The sequence below is a fragment of the Mesorhizobium sp. M1342 genome, from assembly GCF_040317955.1.
GTDB lineage: Bacteria > Pseudomonadota > Alphaproteobacteria > Rhizobiales > Rhizobiaceae > Mesorhizobium.
Genome location: NZ_JAMYLI010000011.1, coordinates 105,673 through 123,169, shown reverse-complemented (window position 1 = coordinate 123,169; position 17,497 = coordinate 105,673). Strand labels below are relative to the sequence as shown.

Here is a 17,497-nt window from a genome sequence, read left to right as displayed (position 1 = left end):
GACTACGATGAGCATTCGCACATTAAGTGTCCTGGTGACGCTGCTTGTAGGCACCTGCACATTTGCGCAGGCCCAGCAGACAAAGCCGATGTCGATCGAAGTGTTCCCTTTCGAATTGGAGGATAAGAGCGCCGGGGCGGGAATAATTCCCCCGGATGAATATGACAGGCGCTATCTGTCGGAATCGGCACAAGTTGCGAGGGACATGCTCTCCCAGTCTGGGCGTTTTACAGTAATTGATGTGCCGGCGAGGGATACACAGGCTGCTGCGCCGCACGGATTGCGCAACTGCGCTGGTTGTGAAGGCCCGATTGCCAAGGAGCACGGCGCGTCGCTTGCCTTGCTTGGCGTCGTAACGCGCGTCAACCGAACAGAACATACTATGTTCATTCGCATCCTTGACGCCGAAACCGGGAGACATGTTTCGGAGGGGTTTACCGATCTTCGCATGGGTGCGAACTACGCGTGGCCCCGCTCCGTGAAATGGCTGATGAAAAACAGAATCCTGCGGTAGGGCGGCATCTACCAGTCCATCACCACCTTGCCGGAACTGCCGCTGCGCATCGCATCGAAGCCGGCTTGAAAGTCGTCGATGCCGATGCGGTGCGTGATGAGGCCGGAGACATCCAACGGGCCCTGCACAAGCGCGATCATCTTGTACCAGGTTTCGAACATCTCGCGGCCATAGATGCCCTTGAGATGCAGCATCTTGAAGATGACCTTGTTCCAGTCGATCTCGAAGCCGGTCGGCGCGATGCCCAGAATGGCGATCTTGCCGCCATTGTTCATGGTGTCGATCATATCGCGGAAAGCGGGGGCAGCGCCCGACATTTCGAGGCCGACGTCGAACCCCTCGGTCATGCCGAGCACCGGCATGACGTCGCGCAGCTTTTCCTTCGAGGCGTCGACGACATGCTGGACGCCGAGTTTCTTGGCCAGCGCCAGCCGCACCGGGTTGATGTCGGTGATGACCACTTTGCGCGCGCCGACGCATTGCGCGACGAGCGCGCCCATGATGCCGATCGGCCCGGCGCCGGTGACAAGCACATCCTCGCCGACCAGATCGAAGGACAGTGCCGTGTGGACGGCGTTGCCCAGGGGATCGAAGATGGCGGCGATCTCGTCCGGCACATCGTCGGGGATCGGCACGACATTGTGCTGCGGGATTGCCAGATACTCGCCGAAAGCGCCGGGACGGTTGACGCCGACGCCGAGCGTGTTGCGGCACAGATGCCCCCTGCCCGCGCGACAGTTGCGGCAATGACCGCAGACGATGTGGCCTTCGCCCGACACGCGCTGGCCAACCTTGTATTCGGTGACCGCGGCGCCGAAATCGGCAACGGTGCCGACGAATTCATGGCCGGTCACCATCGGCACCGGCACCGTCTTTTGCGCCCACTGGTCCCAATTGTAGATATGCACGTCGGTGCCGCAGATCGCCGTCTTCTTGATCTTGATCAGCACGTCGTTGGGACCGATCTCCGGTACCGGCACCTCTTCCATCCAGATGCCCGGTTCGGCCTTGGCCTTCACCAGCGCCTTCATCATGTTCGACATGCTTTTGTCCCTTGAATCTCTTGATCCGGAATCGCTTTTCGATTCCGGCCTTTCAGGAAATGACCCCGAGTTCGCGCCCGACGGCGGCAAACGCTTCCACTGCCCGATCGATATCCGCGCTGGAATGGGCCGCCGACATCTGCGTGCGGATGCGGGCTTGCCCTTTCGGCACCACCGGGAAGGAAAAGCCGATGACGTAGATGCCGCGCTTCAGCATGCGCGCCGCCATCTCCTGCGCCAGGCTGGCATCACCCAGCATCACCGGAATGATCGGATGATCGGCTCCGGCCAGCGTGAAGCCGAGTTTGCCCATCTGCGACCGGAAGCGCGCCGCATTGTCGTAGAGTTTGTCGCGCAGCCCATCGCCGTCTTTGATCAACTCGAACACTTTGATCGAAGCGCCGGCGATCGCCGGCATCAGCGTGTTGGAGAAGAGATAGGGCCGTGAGCGCTGGCGCAGCCAGTCGACCACCTGCCTCTTGCCCGAGGTGTAACCGCCGGACGCGCCGCCGAGTGCCTTGCCGAGCGTCCCGGTGATGATATCGACCCTGCCCTCGACGCCGCAATGCTCGGCCGAGCCGCGGCCGTTCTGGCCGACGAAGCCGACGGCATGGCTGTCGTCGACCATCACCATGGCGTCGTATTTCTCGGCGAGGTCGCAGACACCCCTGAGATTGGCGATGATGCCATCCATCGAAAACACGCCGTCGGTGGCGATCAACCGGAAGCGGCAGTCCCGGGCTTCTTTCAGTCGCGCCTCGAGATCGGCCATATCGTTGTTGGCGTAGCGGAAACGTTTGGCCTTCGACAGCCTCACGCCATCGATGATCGAGGCATGATTCAAGGCATCCGAGATAATGGCGTCTTCCTCGCCCAGCAGCGGCTCGAACAGGCCGCCATTGGCATCGAAACAGGAGCCGTAGAGGATGGTGTCTTCCATGCCGAGGAAAGAGGAAATCGTGGATTCGAGCTGCTTGTGCTCTTCCTGCGTACCGCAGATAAAGCGCACCGATGCCATGCCGTAGCCATAGCGGTCGAGCGCCTGGCTGGCCGCCGCACGCAAATCGGCGCTGTCGGCGAGGCCGAGATAGTTGTTGGCACAGAAATTCAGCACCTTGTCGCCGCCGACCTCGATCTCGGCCGACTGCGTCGAAGTGATCACCCGCTCCGACTTGTAGAGGCCTGCCGATTTGAGCTCCGCGAGCTCGCTGTCGATGTGGGAGAGGAATGCTGCGGTCATGGTCGGCCTCGTTTGATGTGGGCTGACTGTCGTCTCGTCCGCGCGAAAAATCCATCGCAAAAACGACCGACCGGTGGCAAGCAGCACGATGCGGTCCCGGTGTCGATCATCATGCGGCCCAGGAACGACACCACGACAAAGGGTTCTGGCCGACGACCGCTCAAATGCCGGTATGGCGCTAAACGAGCCGATAACCATTTCGCGATCTTTCGACAGCTGCCCCTTGCCGGGCAGCCGTCGATTTCCGGTCCTGTTAACGTTTGCAGTTCAATGGTGCTCATACAAGAATCTTTTGGCAACAATCCGTAGGCGAGAGGGCCGCCCCCGAAAATGTCGCAGCAGCCGGTGCAAACCGTTTCAGGCAAGCTCATACTGCTGATCAAGGCTGGCTATTGGCTGGCCCTGCTGATCATTGCGGCCATGGTGATAGCCTCCTTCATCCTGCTGCAGCAGATGATGGCCACCCAGCAGCACAACCACACCTTGCTCGACATCGTCAGCACGCAAAAGACGCTGTCGCAGCGCATCGTCTTCCTTGCCAGCGCAACGGGTGCCGGTTCACGCGACAAGCAACCGGCGCTGGTCAGCGCGCTCAAGCAGGCAACGGCGGAGTTCGAGACGAACTATGATCTGCTGCTCGATCAGACGGGAGCCGATCCGCAATCGCCGGCCAAGCTTGACCCGAAGTCGATCGAAAGCGTGCTTTTCGCCAAGCCCTTCCACCTCGACTATTTCTCGGTCGGGCTTATCGCCAATGGCGACCGCCTGATCTCGGCCTATGAATCGCAATTCAGCGGCAATGGCGGTTACAAGGGCGGCGGCGAACGCGTCAATCTCGACGCGTCTGTCGCCAACGCGACCTTGTCGGGCTATGCCGCGCTTGGCCAGCGCATCACTGCCGACGCCGACGACCGCTCCGAGAAGCTGCTCGCTCTCCACCGCACGCTGTTCTACGCCACAATCGGCGTCATCATACTGGTGGCGCTGTTCATCTTCAGGCCGATGTCGAACGCCATCCTGCGCAAGACGCATGAATTGATCGACGCGCGCAATTCCATGGCCTTCATCGCGGTGCATGACGGCCTCACCGGCCTGCACAACCGCACGTTCCTGACCGATCATTTCGACACGCTTATCAAGGGCACGCACCGGCGTCGCGAACGCCTTGCCGTCGTCCAGCTCGATCTCGACCGATTCAAGCAGATCAACGATACGCTCGGCCACGCCGCCGGCGACTATGTGCTGGTCGTCACGGCACAGCGCATGCGCGATTCCTGCCGGGCGTCGGATCTGTGCGTGCGCCTGGGCGGCGACGAGTTCGTCATGATCCTCGGCGGCGCCGGCGGCACCGAAGACATCAATATGCTGGCGCGGCGCATCCTGGCACACATCAACGAGCCGATCGTCTTCCAGGGCACGACCATTCTCCCAGGCGCCAGCGCCGGCATCGCGGTCTATCCGATCGACGCCGACAATGCTGGGGATTTGCTGGTCCACGCCGATCTGGCGCTTTACTCCGCCAAGAAGCTTGGCGGCGGCAACTTCTCCTTCTTCTCCGAGGAGCTGCGCCGCGAACTCGACTATCGCAAGCAGCTCGAGCACGACATCAAGGTCGCCATCGCGGAGCGGGCGTTCCAGGTCTATTTCCAGCCGCAGGTTTCGCTGACCAACGGCACGATCAGCGGCATCGAGGCGCTGGTGCGCTGGAACCATGCGGAGCGCGGCATGATCCCGCCCGGCGAGTTCATTCCGGTCGCCGAGAAATGCGGCTTCATGCCCGAGATCGGCCGCATCGTCATCACCAAGGCGATCAACGAGGCCGCCGAATGGAATCGCGCCGGCATTGCCTTCGGACGGCTTGCCGTCAATGTTTCCGGCACCGAGCTGCGCGAGCACGATTTCGATGCGTTCTTGTTCGAGACGCTGGAAAAGGCGGGGCTGCCGCCGCAGAAACTGTCGCTGGAAATCGTCGAGTCCGTCATCCTCGACGACGAAAAGACGGGCATCGCGGCCAAGCTGCGGCACATCCGGGCAGCCGGCGTCCATCTTGAACTCGATGATTTCGGCACCGGCTATGCTTCGCTCAGCCATGTCAACCCGAACGAGATCGACCGGCTGAAGATCGATCGCCGCTTCGTCCAGAACATCCATGAGAATGGCGACAACTCGAAGATCGTCCGCGCCATCACCGAGCTGGCGCGTGGCCTTGGCATCTCGATCGTCGCAGAGGGCGCCGAAACCGAGGCCGAGCTCAATTCGCTGATGGCGATCGGCTGCGACCAGGTGCAGGGCTACTCCATCGCCTTCCCGATGCCGCACGACAAGGCGCTGGAATGGCTGACCGCCCGCATGCCCAAGAAGGCCAAGCTGACGGTGCTGCAAGGAAGCCTGGCATAGGTTTGCCTTTTTGTTTGTGCATGTCGTTATCCCAAAACCGCTGCGCACTTTTGGGCGACATGCACCGGCTCGCCTTGACAAGCCGTTGTGGACATGGCGGCCTTGTCGTGATCGCAACCGGATATCGGGGCCGATGACACCGTTTCGGTTTGTGCTGGCGGCGCTTTTGATTTTTGCGGTTCCCGCCCAAGGGGCCGATCGCATAATCTATCTTACCTTCGACGATGGGCCGCTGAACGGCACAAGCAACATCCTCGATGTGCTGGAAGCCGAGCAGGTTCCTGCAACCCTATTCATGGTCGGCATGCACGCACAGGCTAGCGCCGCCAACAGAGCGCTCGTCCAGCGTGCCAGGCAGCTTCCTCTGGTGACGCTCGGCAACCACAGCTACAGCCATGCCTACAATCACTACCGGCATTTTTACGGCGACACCGAAGGTGTCGTCGCCGACATGGTCCGGGCAAACGCGGTGCTCGGGTTGAAGCCCCTGGTGCATGCAAGACTGCCGGGGCGCGACGTGTTCAGGCTGCCCTCCATGTCGAAGAACGACACTTCGCTTGGCCTCGCCCAGGAGGGGCGTGAAGAGCCCGATTACGAGTTTGTCGCGGCCTCAGGCTTCTATCTCTACGGCTGGGACCATGAATGGGTGCACAAGGACAACGGCGAGCCGGTGCAGAGCGTCGATCATCTGGTCAGCGAGATCGATCACCTGTTCGGCTATGGCCGCTTCGTCAAACCCGGCAAGCTGATCCTGCTGATGCATGACGAGATGTTCCAGAACGCGTTCGACGGCAAGACGAAGCTGACCAATTTGATCGCCGCGCTGAAGCTGCGCCACTACACCTTTGGGGCAATCAAGGATTACGACTGAGCGGCCGTTATGATTTGAGTTTGCCAGTCGGTTTGCGGGAACGAGGCGGGATATCGTCCCTGTCACCTGGAAAAGCCGCCAACAATTGCCCGAAGCTCGGCACCTCGACATTGGCCCGCAACGCCGCCAGCACCTGCGCGAACTCCGCCAGCCGCTCGTCGGACAATCCCACCCGCAGCCGCTTGTCGAAGGAAAGTGCCGCCTTGCGCAATGTCTCGAACATCGCTTCTCCGGCCTCGGTCAATTCGACCAGATGAACCCGACGGTTGACGGGGTCGCGGCGGCGCGTCAGCAACCCCTGCGCCTCCATTGCGTTGAGATGGTGGGTCAGCGTCGCCCCCTGGATACCGATCATGCCGGCAAGCTCGCGCTGGTTGGCAAGCTTGCTCGACTTGACCGACAGCAGAGTTAGCCAGACCGGCAAAGTACCGCCGGCCTCGACCAGGGCAGCGTCGAAGGCCTGGGCAACCAGCTTGGCGGTTCGACCGAGATTCATGCCAACTGGCGGGCGTTCGAAGGACGTCATTGCAAGACACTAGAACAAGGGAACGGTTGATGGAACTGGCTCCGATTTATACATTGACACCTAACCGTTAGATATCTAACTATATGAGGGTGGCGGATACGAGAGGAGATCGAGCCATGCAATATTTCTACATCGTCGTTATGGGCCTTCATGTCATGGCCGGTGTTTTCTGGGCAGGCACGACCATCGCGGTCGGCCGTGACCCGGACATCCGGGCGGAACGGTTCTTCCGGCCGCAAATGGGCGCTGCCGGCCTGGTTTTCCTGACCGGGATATTGCTCTGGTATTTCTTTCATGAGGGCGTTTTCGGCTCGATGGAGAAGGTGCTGGCGCTGGGTATCGTGACGGCCCTGATCGCCGCCGGCGTGCAGGGTGCGCTTGTGGGCTCAGCCAGCAGGCAGCTTGCCGGTGCTGATGCGGCAACGGAAAGCCAGTTGCGCGCGAAGATGACAAAGGGCGAGCGCATCGCCGGCGGGCTGCTGGTGCTGACCGTGCTGTGCATGGCCACCGCCAGAATGTTTTGAGCGCCCCCCACGCAGCACACTTCACAGGATCGTACGTTGTCTGGCGACGAGCCAATGACGTGCGGGCGCGCGGCCAGACCGTCGTACACGGGCTCTCGAATGCAGGTCCGGCCGCGTGCCACCAACTTCCCGATGACGCGTCAGATCCGCAAGCCGAACCTGATGCCATCATAGATGGCGGCATGGATGTTGCGCGAGGCGACCGCGTCGCCGATGCGGAACAGCACGAAGCCGCCTTCTGGATTGCGCTTGGGAAAGATGTCGCCACCACTCACCAGCCGTTCGTAGTCGACCGCACCGCCATTCTTCGACAGAGGCTTTAGCGATAGGTAGAGATCATCGAGCGGCAGCGTACCGTGCTCGACCACCACCTGGTCGACCCTGCGCTCGCCGCGCCAGCCATCGGCGAAATCCGAAGCCAGCTCTGCGATCAGTTGATTGCCCTCGCGCCGCACCGAACGCAGCCGCGTGTTGATGGTGATGGTGACGCCCTTTTCCTGAAAGGCCCTGATATAGGGCACATGGTTCATGCCGCCCATTTCCGGGGCAAAGAAACGCTCCGGCGATACAAGCTCGAGTTTCGAGCCGGCATTGGCGATCAGTTCGGCGGCGCCCATGCCCTGATGGCCGCCATTGTCGTCATAGAGCAGCACATTTTCGGCCGGCTTGACGCTGCTGGCCATGATGTCCCAACTCGAGGTGACAAGGTTGTCGCCGGCCGTCAGCGGCGGGTTCTGCGGCAGGCCGCCGGTAGCGACCACCACCACATCGGGCGACAGCGCCAGGACATCGTCTTTTTCCGCCCAAGTGTCGTAGCGGATCTCGACGCCGAGCCGGTCGAGTTCAGCCAGCCGCCAGTCGATGATACCGATCAGTTCCTTGCGGCGCGGGTTCTGCGTCGCCAATCGCACCTGGCCGCCGGCCTGGCTCGATGCTTCAAGCACCATCACCTTGTGGCCGCGCTCGGCCGCGACCCGCGCAACCTCCAGCCCGCCGGCGCCGGCTCCGACGACCACGATTTTCTGCTTCGGTCCTTCGGTCTTGACGATGATATGCGGGATTTCGGCCTCGCGGCCGGTCGCGGCATTGTGGACGCAAAGCGCTTCGCCGCCCTCATAGATGCGGTCGAGACAATAGGTGGCGCCCACGCACGGGCGGATCTCATGCTCGCGCCCCTCCATCACCTTTTTGATGATGTGCGGATCGGCGATATGGGCGCGGGTCATGCCGACCATGTCGAGCTTGCCGGTGGCGATGGCGTGGCGTGCGGTGGCCACGTCGGATATGCGCGCCGCGTGGAAGGTCGGGAATTTCGTCGCCGCCCTCACCTCTCCGGCGAAATCAAGATGCGGCGAAGAGCGCATGCCGGTTACCGGGATGACCTTGGTCAGCGCCGCATCGCTCTCGATCGAGCCACGAATGATGTTGAGGAAATCGACCTTGCCGGAGCCCGCCAGCCGCCTGGCGATTTCGATCCCCTCCGCCTTCGACAGGCCTTTTTCGAAATCTTCGTCGGCGACCATGCGGATGCCGACGACGAATTTGTCGCCGACAGCTGCCCGCACGGCATCGAGCACCATGTTGGTGAAGCGCAGGCGATTGTCCAGCGAGCCGCCGAATTCGTCGTCGCGATGATTGGTGGCCGGCGACCAGAAGCCGTCCATCAGATGGCCGTAGGATTCGAACTCGATGCCGTCGAGGCCGGCGGCCTCGCAGCGCTGGGCGGCTGAAGCATAGTCGGCGACGATGCGCTCGATGTCCCAGTCCTCGATCGTCTTCGGGAATGCGCGATGCGCCGGCTCACGCACCGGCGAGGCCGAGAGCACCGGCAGCCAGTCGGCCTTGTTCCAGCCGGTACGGCGGCCGAGATGGGTGATCTGGATCATCACCTTGCAGTCGTGCTCGTGGCAGGCGTCGGCGAGCTCGGCCAGCCACGGCACGATCCTGTCGTCATAGACATGCAGATTGCCGAAGGCGGCCGGGCTGTCGCGCGAGACGATCGCCGAGCCGGCGGTCATGGTCAGCGCCATGCCGCCCTTGGCCTTCTCTGCATGGTAGAGCCGGTAGCGCTGTTTCGGCATGCCGTCCTCGGAATAGGCCGGCTCATGGCTGGTCGACATGACCCGGTTCTTCAGCGTCAAATGTTTGAGCTGGTAGGGCTGGAGAAGCGGATCGTTGCTGGTCATCGTCTTCCTGCGGTTTCAAATTGTGCTAATGAGCGGCAAAATTCGTTTTCAAGCATGTCGTCCCGCACGCACTCCGGGCGCATGCGACAAGGATTGCGCCCATGATCGACACCAAAACTCTCACCCAGCTCGGCGCGCACGTCGAGACGCCACAAAGCCCCGAAGCAGCGGTCCTGGAGACCGTACCGTTTTCGCGTGGTGACGGACCGCCGGCGATCGTGCGCTTCACCTGTCCGGAATTCACCTCGCTGTGCCCCGTCACCGGCCAGCCGGACTTCGCCCATATCGTCATCGACTACGCACCCGATGCGGCTCTGGTGGAATCGAAGTCGCTCAAGCTGTTCATGACCTCGTTTCGCAACCATGGCGCCTTCCATGAAGACTGCACCGTCATGATCGGCCGCCGCATCGTGGCGGCAACCAAGCCGCTGTGGTTGCGCATAGGCGGCTATTGGTATCCACGCGGCGGCATTCCGATCGATGTGTTCTGGCAAACGGGCGCTCCGCCCGAAGGCGCCTGGCTGCCCGACACCGGGGTGGCGCCCTATCGCGGGCGGGGTTGAGCTCGCCCATCATTCGCACTGATATTGGCTGAGTGCCCATTCGCCGGTCACCGACAGCAGGTCCGATATCTTCCAGTCGCCGTCGACCCTCTTGAATTTCCATTCCAGCCGGTGCGGGTTGCCCGATATGACGAAGGCGACGATGACCTTGGCCTGGTCGCCGTTGATCGCCTCGAGCGTCTTCAGGCTCTTGTCGATCTCGGCCTTGTCGTAATCGGCATTATCGAGCGCCATGTTGGGGTCGAGGCACTCGCCCTGCCCGGATTTGCGCAAGGCGTCGCTCTTGTCGAGCACGGTTTTGGCCGGGTCGATGAAATGGCTTCGCTCGGCTGGATCGATCTCCAGCCCGACCTGATCGTAAAACGGCCGCACCACAGCGGTCGGCGAGCCCGGCTGGATCGGTGCGGCCGGCGCGGCTTCGGCTGGCGACCATCCAACAGGCGGCGTTGCCGGTTCCACTCCGGTTCCGGGTGCATTTGCGGGCGGAGCCCCGCTGTCGCCCGGCGCGGCGTCAGCCGGCGGCGCACCCAACAGGCCTTGCGCGGCGGCGCCGCTCAGAGCCGCCAGCAGACACACACCCGACAGGGCCAGCAACCGGCGATGGGCCATCGCTTCACTCCGGCGTCTGGCCGGCCATGCATTCCAGCGCACTGAGCGTCCAGTCGCTGGTCTTGGAAGCGATGTCCGATATCTTCCACTTGCCGTCGATCTTCTTGAGCGACCAGAGCATTTCACGTTTGGAATCATCGCCCTCGGAGAACAGGCTGAAGGATACCGTGACCTGTGCGTTATCGCCATCCAGCTTCTCAGACAGTTTCAGCGTTTTCGAGACGGTTTTCTGATCGAAATCCTGGGCGTCGAGACCAGGATCGAAATCGATGCAGGCGACCTGGTCCGGGTTCTTCTTCGTTGCCTGGTCGTTCAACTCGAACAGTTTCGTCACCGGTTCGGTGAACCGGTCCCGATATTGTTCGTCGGCCTCGAACTTGACCGCCGGGACATAGAAGAACTTCACCGCATCGGACGCCGGTCCGGCGACGGCGGCGGCCGGCAGGGCTATCGAAAGGGCGGCAACGAGCACTGTCAGTCTCATGCAGAATCTCCGGCTTTTGATGGCTTGAGCCTATCAATACCACGTATCCTGCATATCGGCTTTTTTGCGGCTCATGAAGTCCTGCAGCGCCTTGTTTCAGCCGTCCAGCCAGACGTTCTGAAGGTCCATCTCGAATGTCTGGTGGACACCATAGTTCTTCACCTTCTTGTTCTGGTGGCTGTAGAGCTTCTGCCAGAACGGCTGAATAATGACGCCCGAATCCTGCAGGATCTGCTCGACATCCTTCATGACCTCGCGTCGTTTCTCCACGTCGATGAGCGATAGCGCCTGCTTGAGCTTGGCGTCGAAATCGGGGTTGGAATATGCCGATTCATTCCAGGCCTCGCCGGTGCGATAGCCGAGCGCCAGCACCTGGACGCCAAGCGGGCGCATGTACCAGATCGTCATCGAATAGGGATATTTCGTCCAGTCGTTCCAGAAGGTCGAACCCGGCAGCACCGTGCGCTTCACCTTGATCCCGGCATCGCGCAGCTGGCCGGCAATGGCGTCGCCGGTATTCTTCTGCCAATCGTCCTCGATGGTGATCAGCTCATGCTCGAAGTCAGCCTGTCCGGCTTCCGCCATCAGCTTCTTGGCGCCGGCGGCGTCGCGTGTCTTCTTGGGCAGCGGATAGTATTCCGGATGGATCGGGGCAACGTGGTGGTTTTCACCAGGGGTGCCTCGCCCGGCGTAACCAAGTTGGAGGACCGCATTGTTGTCGACGGCCATTTGCAGGGCGTTGCGCACCCGCTTGTCGTCATAGGGCTTGTGGGTAATGTTGGTGCGCGCAACCAGCGTCGTCGCCGTCGCCACCTCCGATTTCACCAGATCCATCTTGTCGAGAATGTCGATGAAGTCGGCGGGCGACTCGAAATTGAGGTCGATCTCACCCGATTCGAACGCGTTAACGGTGGCGTTGAAATCGGTGCCGTAGTCGATGAACTCGACGCTGTCGAGCGGCGCTTCACCACCCCACCATTTGCCATTCTCACGACGCTTGACGACCGCCTTCTGGCCGACATCGTAGGAGACCAGTTCGAACGGTCCCGTGCCGATCGGCTTCTTGATCGGATCGGCACCATCGGCATCGAAGCTGCGATGGACGACGAGCGCCGGATAGTCGGTGAAATTCGGGATCAGTGAAATGTCTGGTTCGCTTAGCTTCAGCTTGACCGTGTTGTCGTCGACCTTGGTGATCGCACCATCCCTGGCCTTGCCGGTCTTTGTGTCGATCAGCGCGCCGACACGGGCGGCCATGGAATTGCCGGCGACATTCTTCTCGCACCAGCGCGTCAGATTGTGAGCGACGTCATCGGCGTTGAAGGCATCGCCGTTGTTCCATGTGATGCCCTTGCGCACATGCAGCACATATTCGGTGGCGTCGTCATTGATATCCCAGCTTTCGAGCAGAACCGGCTCGAAGGTGAACTGCCTGGTATAGCGGACAAGCGGCTCCAGCCAGCAACGCGAAATGTTCGCCAGTTCCACCCAGTCGTAAGTGCGCGGATCCTTCTGTCCCTTCACCGACATCGAGACGCGCAGCGTTCCGCCTTTCTTCGGCTCTTCGGCCAAGGCCCGATCCGGCACGGCAAGACCGATCATGCCATAGGCAAGCGCCGTCGATGCGCCGAAGGCGCTTGCCAGCGCCAGGAACTCGCGCCGGTCGACACGACCCGCGCGTGCTTCGACCGCCATTGCCTCGATAGCGCTCGGCACGCGATCGCCACTGCTTCTGAAGAATGCCATTTTTTCCTCCCGTCTGGTTCCCTTGATCTTGGTTCTTCGCGTCAACTGACGCTGTCCGGCAGCCTCTCCTCGCGCCGCGCGATGAAATCCATCAGGCCATCGGCGATGCCTTCATCGAGCTTCGGCTCCTCGTAATCCGCCAGCATGTTGCGCGCCTTCTCGCGGCCGCGCGTGTCGTGGTCCTTCGCCCCTTCCGCCTTCCACTGTTCGAACGAATTGAAGTCCATGATCGAGGGCATGAAGAAGGCGGATTCGAAATGTTCGAGCGTATGCTGGGTGCCGAGGAAATGGCCCTGCGGTCCCACCTCGCGGATGGCCGCCATGGCTTCCTTGAAATCGTCGAACGGCAGACCGCCGGCATATTTGTACCAGCCGATGAGCTGTTCGCAGTCGGTGGCGAATTTCGAATAGCCGCAGGTCAGGCCGGCCTCGAGCCATCCCGCGGAGTGCCAGATGTAGTTGGCGCCGGCGAGGATGGCGGCATGCATCAGCATGTTCGCCTCGTAACCCGCTTGGGCGTCGTTGAGCTTCGACCCGACATGAAAGCCGGACGTGCGCCACGGCAGCCGGTATTTCCGCGCCAAGGCTCCCATCAGATACATCATCTGCGCCGCCTCGGGCGTGCCGCCCATCGGAGCGCCGGTCTTCATGTCCACCGTGACCATGAACTGCCCGTAGATCTGCGGCGACCCTGGGCGCAGCAGTTGCGTGAAGGCGACGCCCGCCAGCGCTTCCGCATTGACCTGCGCAACCGCGCCCACGGCGGACGCCGAAGTCGAGGCGCCGCACAGTGCGAAGGGTGCGAGGATCAGCGGCTGGTTGCTTCGCGCATAGACCTTCATCGCGTCCAGCATGGTGGCGTCCCACACCAGCGGCGAATTGCAGTTGGTGATCGACACCAGGACCGGATTGTCGCGGACGTAATCCTCGCCGAACACGATGCCTGCCATCGCCATCGTGTCTTCCGCCCGCTCCTTGGACGTGACGATGCCCATGAACGGCTTGTCGGAATGCTTAAGCGCGGAATGGATGATGTGGAGGTGACGCTTCGGTACCGCGATTTCCATCGGCTCGCAAATGACCGAACTCGATGAATGCAGCGCCGGCGCCATGTAGGCGAGCTTGTGGAAATTGTTGAGGTCGGCCAGCGTGCCGTAGCGCCTGTTGTTGTCGAGATCGCGAACATAAGGCGCGCCATACATCGGCACGAAGATGGTATTGTTGCCGCCCACCCGCACCGTACGCTGCGGATTCCTCGCATTGAGCGTGAACTCCGACGGGACCTTCGATACCAGCTCCATCAGCAGGGCCCGGTCGATCCGCACACGAGTTTCCGAGACATCCGCGCCCGCCGCCTTCCACAGCGCGATAGCCTCGTCGTCGCGGAATTCGCATCCCACCTCTTCGAGGATCAGGAGCGACTCCTCGTGGATCAGCTCGACCGCCTCATCGGGGACCATCTGGTAGACGGGGATCTGGCGGACCAGGGTCGGGAACGACGTTACGGGGGCTCCGCGCAGCGCCTTGCGCCCCAGGCGGCCGCCACTGCGGCGGTTGGCATGTTCGGTCACTTCAGGGGCCGGTGCGTTCATGGCAACTCCATTCCACTCATGAAGGAGCCTAGCGCGACAAAATGGTGATGTGACGCTGGAAAATCCTGATCTCTTGTATAAGCTCAGCTTATGCGAAGCCTGCGCCACCTCCTGCCCTCGGCCGGCAGCCTGATCGTCTTCGAGGCGGCCGGGCGGCTTTCGAGCTTCACCGCCGCCGGCCGCGAGCTCGGCATGACGCAGGCCGCCGTCTCCTATGCCGTGCGCGGGCTGGAAGAGCAGCTTGGCGCCAAGCTGTTCCAGCGCCGCCACCGCCAGGTTCTCCTGACCGAGGCCGGCGAGCGCTTCCATGCCGATGTCTCGCTTGGGCTTTCGCATATCCGCAAATCGGCGGAGGATCTACGCCTGCAGGCGACCGGCGGTCATGTCACGCTGGCCGCCTCGACCGCGTTCGGTTCGTTCTGGATGATGCCGCGCCTGCAGCAGTTCCGCGACGAACTGCCGGGCATCGACCTGCGTATCCAGACCGCCGACCGCGACCTCGACATCATCGCCGAAGGCATTCCGCTCGGCGTGCGCGGCGGCGCGCCGCGGGACTGGCCGGACTATCACTCGTTGCCGCTGGCGGACGAGGAGATATTTCCCGTCGCCGGCACCAGCTATGCGGCAAAGTTCGGCCTGCCCAAATCCGCTGCCGAACTGGCCACGCACCGCCTCATCCATCTGGAGGAGCCGTATCGCGAGGCGGCCAGCTGGGACGAATGGTTCCAGTCGGCGGGCGCCAATCTCAGCGATACCGCGCGCGGCCTGCGCATCAACGATTACGGCCTGGTGATTCAGGGCGTCATGGAAGGCCAAGGCATCGCGCTCGGCTGGCGGCACCTCGCCGAGCGGTTGCTGGCGTCGGGCTTGCTGGTGCCGGTGACGGATCATGTGCTGAAGACCGGCAAGGCGTTCTATGTCGTCTGGCCGAAGAACCGGGAACTCAGCGACAACGCCCGCAAGGTGCGAGACTGGCTGGCGGCTCAGGCGTGAGGGGCAGTGCCTCCCTGTCCCTTGGAAGTCGGCGGGACAGCACCCCCCTCTGTCCTGCCGGACATCTCCCCCGCAAGTGGGGAGATTGGCAGTTCCAGCCTCGCCACCCTTCCTGCAGCGCTGCAGATTGGCGAAAGCCGTGGCGACATCCGATCTCCCTCCTTGCGGGGGAGATGGCCGGCAGGCCAGAGGGGGGTGCTGTCCTGCCAGCATCATCGCTATTCCGCCGACATCGAATGCTTTCTCATCGGCGTCGAATCCGCCTATAGTGGCGCCATGCCCATCCGCCAGCTTTCCGAAACGATGATCAACCAGATCGCCGCCGGCGAAGTCATCGAGCGTCCGGCGAGCGTGGTCAAGGAACTGGTCGAGAATGCGCTCGATGCCGGTGCTTCGCGCGTCGAGATCGTCACAGCCGGCGGTGGGCTGAACCTGATCCGCGTCACCGATGACGGCTCCGGCATTCCCGAACGGGAGCTGGCGCTGGCGATCGCACGACACTGCACCTCCAAGCTCACCGAGGATATCAACGACATCCGCTCGCTGGGCTTCCGCGGCGAAGCGCTGCCGTCGATCGGCTCGGTGTCGCGACTTTCGATCCGCTCGCGCACGGCAGCAAGTGACAGCGCCGCCGAGATCGGCATCGAGGGTGGCCGCGTCCTGCCTGTCAGGCCGGCGGCGGCCAATCGCGGCACCACGGTCGAGGTGCGCGACCTGTTCTTCGCAACGCCGGCCCGATTAAAGTTCATGAAGGGCGAGCGCGCCGAAAGCTCGGCCACCAGCGATGTGGTCAAGCGCATCGCCATCGCCTTCCCCGCCGTGCGCTTCACGCTGGCCGGCTCGGACCGCTCGACGCTGGAATTGCCGGCGGCGGATGACAGCGCGGAAGGCAGCCTGCGCCGTGTCGCCCAGGTGATGGGCGCCGACTTTCCGGACAATTCTATTGCCCTCGACGCGATGCGCGAAGGCGTGCATCTGACCGGCCACGTGTCGATCCCGTCCTTCACCCGCGCCAACGCGCTGCAGCAATATGCCTATGTGAACGGCCGCCCGGTGCGCGACAAACTGATCGCCGGCGCCATACGCGGTGCCTACGCCGACGTCCTGCCGCGCGACCGCCATGCGGTGACGGTGCTGTTCCTGACGCTCGACCCGGCCATCGTCGACGTCAATGTTCATCCAGCCAAGGCCGATGTGCGCTTCCGCGATCCCGGCCTTGTGCGCGGACTGATCGTCGGGGCAATCCGACAGGCACTGGCCGATGCCGGCGTCCGCGCCGCCACCACGGGGGCCGCCGGCATGATGGCGGCGTTCCGGCCAGGGGCCGCATCCTACGGCCACGGTGGAGCGGCAAACGGCCACCGCAGCTACGACGCGGCCTACCGCGCCTCGGGTCCGTCCGGCTTCGATCCCGCCCGGTCGTCGCAGCGGCCGCTCGATATGGGTTTCGAGGGTGCGGGCTTCCAGCAGCGCGGCTTGCATGAAAACGAGCAAGCGGCTTTCGATGCCGGTCCGCAGCATAGCGCCGATGCACGCGCAGGGCAGGATGAAGCGGCCGAGACGCTGCTCGGCGCGGTGCTGGGCGCGGCGCGCGCCCAGGTGCATGAGAACTACATCGTCGCCCAGACCAGGGATTCGCTCATCATCGTCGACCAGCATGCGGCGCATGAACGGCTGGTCTACGAGGCGCTGAAGAATGCGCTGCACTCGCGCCCGGTGCCCTCGCAGATGCTGCTTCTGCCCGAGATCATCGACCTGCCGGAGGAGGATGCCGAGCGGCTTGCGCTGCATTCGGAAACGCTGGCCCGCTTCGGTCTCGGCATCGAGCGCTTCGGCCCCGGCGCCGTCGCGGTGCGCGAGACGCCGTCGATGCTGGGCGAGACCAATGTCGGGCAATTGGTGCGCGACCTCGCCGACGAGATCGCCGACAACGACACGGTCGACACGCTGAAGGAGCGGCTGGACAAAATAGCCGCGACCATGGCCTGCCACGGCTCTGTGCGCTCCGGCCGCCTGCTCAAGGCCGAGGAGATGAATGCCCTGCTGCGGCAGATGGAGGCGACGCCCGGCTCGGGCACCTGCAATCACGGTCGCCCGACCTACATCGAACTTAAGCTGGCGGATATCGAACGGCTTTTCGGGCGGCGATAGCTGCGGACGGATTGCGGGCCATCGCTTCACCACTTGAGACCGGCAAGCCAAGGAGATC

General features: G+C 62.6%; 15 protein-coding genes. 7 read left to right on the top strand and 8 right to left on the bottom strand.

What is annotated here, in order from left to right; genetic code table 11:
- Window positions 1-7 precede the first annotated feature (7 nt).
- Entirely contained in the window at window positions 8-514 is a 507-nt protein-coding gene (locus NKH06_RS13630; protein ID WP_352893288.1) for a DUF2380 domain-containing protein, read from the top strand.
- Window positions 515-522: 8 nt separating this feature from the next.
- Here NKH06_RS13630 and tdh read toward each other — a convergent pair whose 3' ends face one another.
- Together tdh and NKH06_RS13620 are read right to left on the bottom strand one after the other, a co-directional pair.
- Window positions 523-1,557 (bottom strand): L-threonine 3-dehydrogenase, encoded by a 1,035-nt coding sequence (gene tdh / locus NKH06_RS13625; protein WP_013533376.1) that lies wholly within the window; start codon window positions 1,555-1,557, stop codon window positions 523-525.
- A gap of 52 nt (window positions 1,558-1,609) precedes the next feature.
- The gene (locus NKH06_RS13620; RefSeq protein WP_352893287.1) at window positions 1,610-2,797 is read right to left on the bottom strand and encodes a glycine C-acetyltransferase; all 1,188 of its coding nucleotides are present in this window, start codon (window positions 2,795-2,797) and stop codon (window positions 1,610-1,612) included.
- A gap of 330 nt (window positions 2,798-3,127) precedes the next feature.
- Between NKH06_RS13620 and NKH06_RS13615 the strand changes: the two genes are divergently transcribed.
- The gene (locus NKH06_RS13615; RefSeq protein ID WP_023813579.1) at window positions 3,128-5,194 is read left to right on the top strand and encodes a putative bifunctional diguanylate cyclase/phosphodiesterase; all 2,067 of its coding nucleotides are present in this window, start codon (window positions 3,128-3,130) and stop codon (window positions 5,192-5,194) included.
- Window positions 5,195-5,327: 133 nt separating this feature from the next.
- Complete coding sequence (locus tag NKH06_RS13610; RefSeq protein ID WP_352893286.1) at window positions 5,328-6,065, top strand: polysaccharide deacetylase family protein; 738 nt, start codon at window positions 5,328-5,330, stop codon at window positions 6,063-6,065.
- Between the two features lie 7 nt (window positions 6,066-6,072).
- Here the strand turns inward: NKH06_RS13610 and NKH06_RS13605 are convergent, their stop codons facing one another.
- Window positions 6,073-6,561: a MarR family winged helix-turn-helix transcriptional regulator gene (locus NKH06_RS13605; RefSeq protein ID WP_352893285.1), complete on the bottom strand. Its 489-nt coding sequence runs from the start codon at window positions 6,559-6,561 to the stop codon at window positions 6,073-6,075.
- Window positions 6,562-6,707: 146 nt separating this feature from the next.
- On the opposite strand from NKH06_RS13605, the gene NKH06_RS13600 reads away from it, so the two are divergent.
- Complete coding sequence (locus tag NKH06_RS13600; protein WP_352893284.1) at window positions 6,708-7,115, top strand: hypothetical protein; 408 nt, start codon at window positions 6,708-6,710, stop codon at window positions 7,113-7,115.
- Between the two features lie 140 nt (window positions 7,116-7,255).
- On the opposite strand, the gene NKH06_RS13595 is transcribed toward NKH06_RS13600, so the two are convergent.
- Entirely contained in the window at window positions 7,256-9,301 is a 2,046-nt protein-coding gene (locus NKH06_RS13595) for an NADH:flavin oxidoreductase (protein WP_023813573.1), read from the bottom strand.
- Between the two features lie 101 nt (window positions 9,302-9,402).
- On the opposite strand from NKH06_RS13595, the gene queF reads away from it, so the two are divergent.
- Window positions 9,403-9,864 carry a preQ(1) synthase gene (queF, locus tag NKH06_RS13590; RefSeq protein ID WP_010915503.1) on the top strand — a complete coding sequence of 154 codons (462 nt, stop codon included), beginning with the start codon at window positions 9,403-9,405 and terminating at the stop codon, window positions 9,862-9,864.
- Window positions 9,865-9,873: 9 nt separating this feature from the next.
- Here the strand turns inward: queF and NKH06_RS13585 are convergent, their stop codons facing one another.
- The 4 genes from NKH06_RS13585 to NKH06_RS13570 all read right to left on the bottom strand — a co-directional run bounded on the left by NKH06_RS13585 (window position 9,874) and on the right by NKH06_RS13570 (window position 14,295).
- Window positions 9,874-10,473 (bottom strand): hypothetical protein, encoded by a 600-nt coding sequence (locus NKH06_RS13585; RefSeq protein ID WP_023813572.1) that lies wholly within the window; start codon window positions 10,471-10,473, stop codon window positions 9,874-9,876.
- 4 nt (window positions 10,474-10,477) lie between these two features.
- Window positions 10,478-10,957, bottom strand: coding sequence for a DUF3828 domain-containing protein (locus tag NKH06_RS13580; RefSeq protein ID WP_023813571.1), 480 nt, complete (start codon window positions 10,955-10,957; stop codon window positions 10,478-10,480).
- 96 nt (window positions 10,958-11,053) lie between these two features.
- On the bottom strand, window positions 11,054-12,703 hold the full coding sequence (locus NKH06_RS13575; RefSeq protein WP_023813570.1) for an ABC transporter substrate-binding protein: 1,650 nt from the start codon (window positions 12,701-12,703) through the stop codon (window positions 11,054-11,056).
- Between the two features lie 41 nt (window positions 12,704-12,744).
- Window positions 12,745-14,295 carry a trimethylamine methyltransferase family protein gene (locus tag NKH06_RS13570; RefSeq protein WP_013532332.1) on the bottom strand — a complete coding sequence of 517 codons (1,551 nt, stop codon included), beginning with the start codon at window positions 14,293-14,295 and terminating at the stop codon, window positions 12,745-12,747.
- 90 nt (window positions 14,296-14,385) lie between these two features.
- Between NKH06_RS13570 and NKH06_RS13565 the strand changes: the two genes are divergently transcribed.
- Both NKH06_RS13565 and mutL read left to right on the top strand, forming a co-directional pair.
- Window positions 14,386-15,288 (top strand): LysR substrate-binding domain-containing protein, encoded by a 903-nt coding sequence (locus tag NKH06_RS13565; protein WP_127288978.1) that lies wholly within the window; start codon window positions 14,386-14,388, stop codon window positions 15,286-15,288.
- A gap of 276 nt (window positions 15,289-15,564) precedes the next feature.
- Window positions 15,565-17,439 carry a DNA mismatch repair endonuclease MutL gene (gene mutL / locus NKH06_RS13560; protein ID WP_128305109.1) on the top strand — a complete coding sequence of 625 codons (1,875 nt, stop codon included), beginning with the start codon at window positions 15,565-15,567 and terminating at the stop codon, window positions 17,437-17,439.
- Window positions 17,440-17,497: the final 58 nt, after the last annotated feature.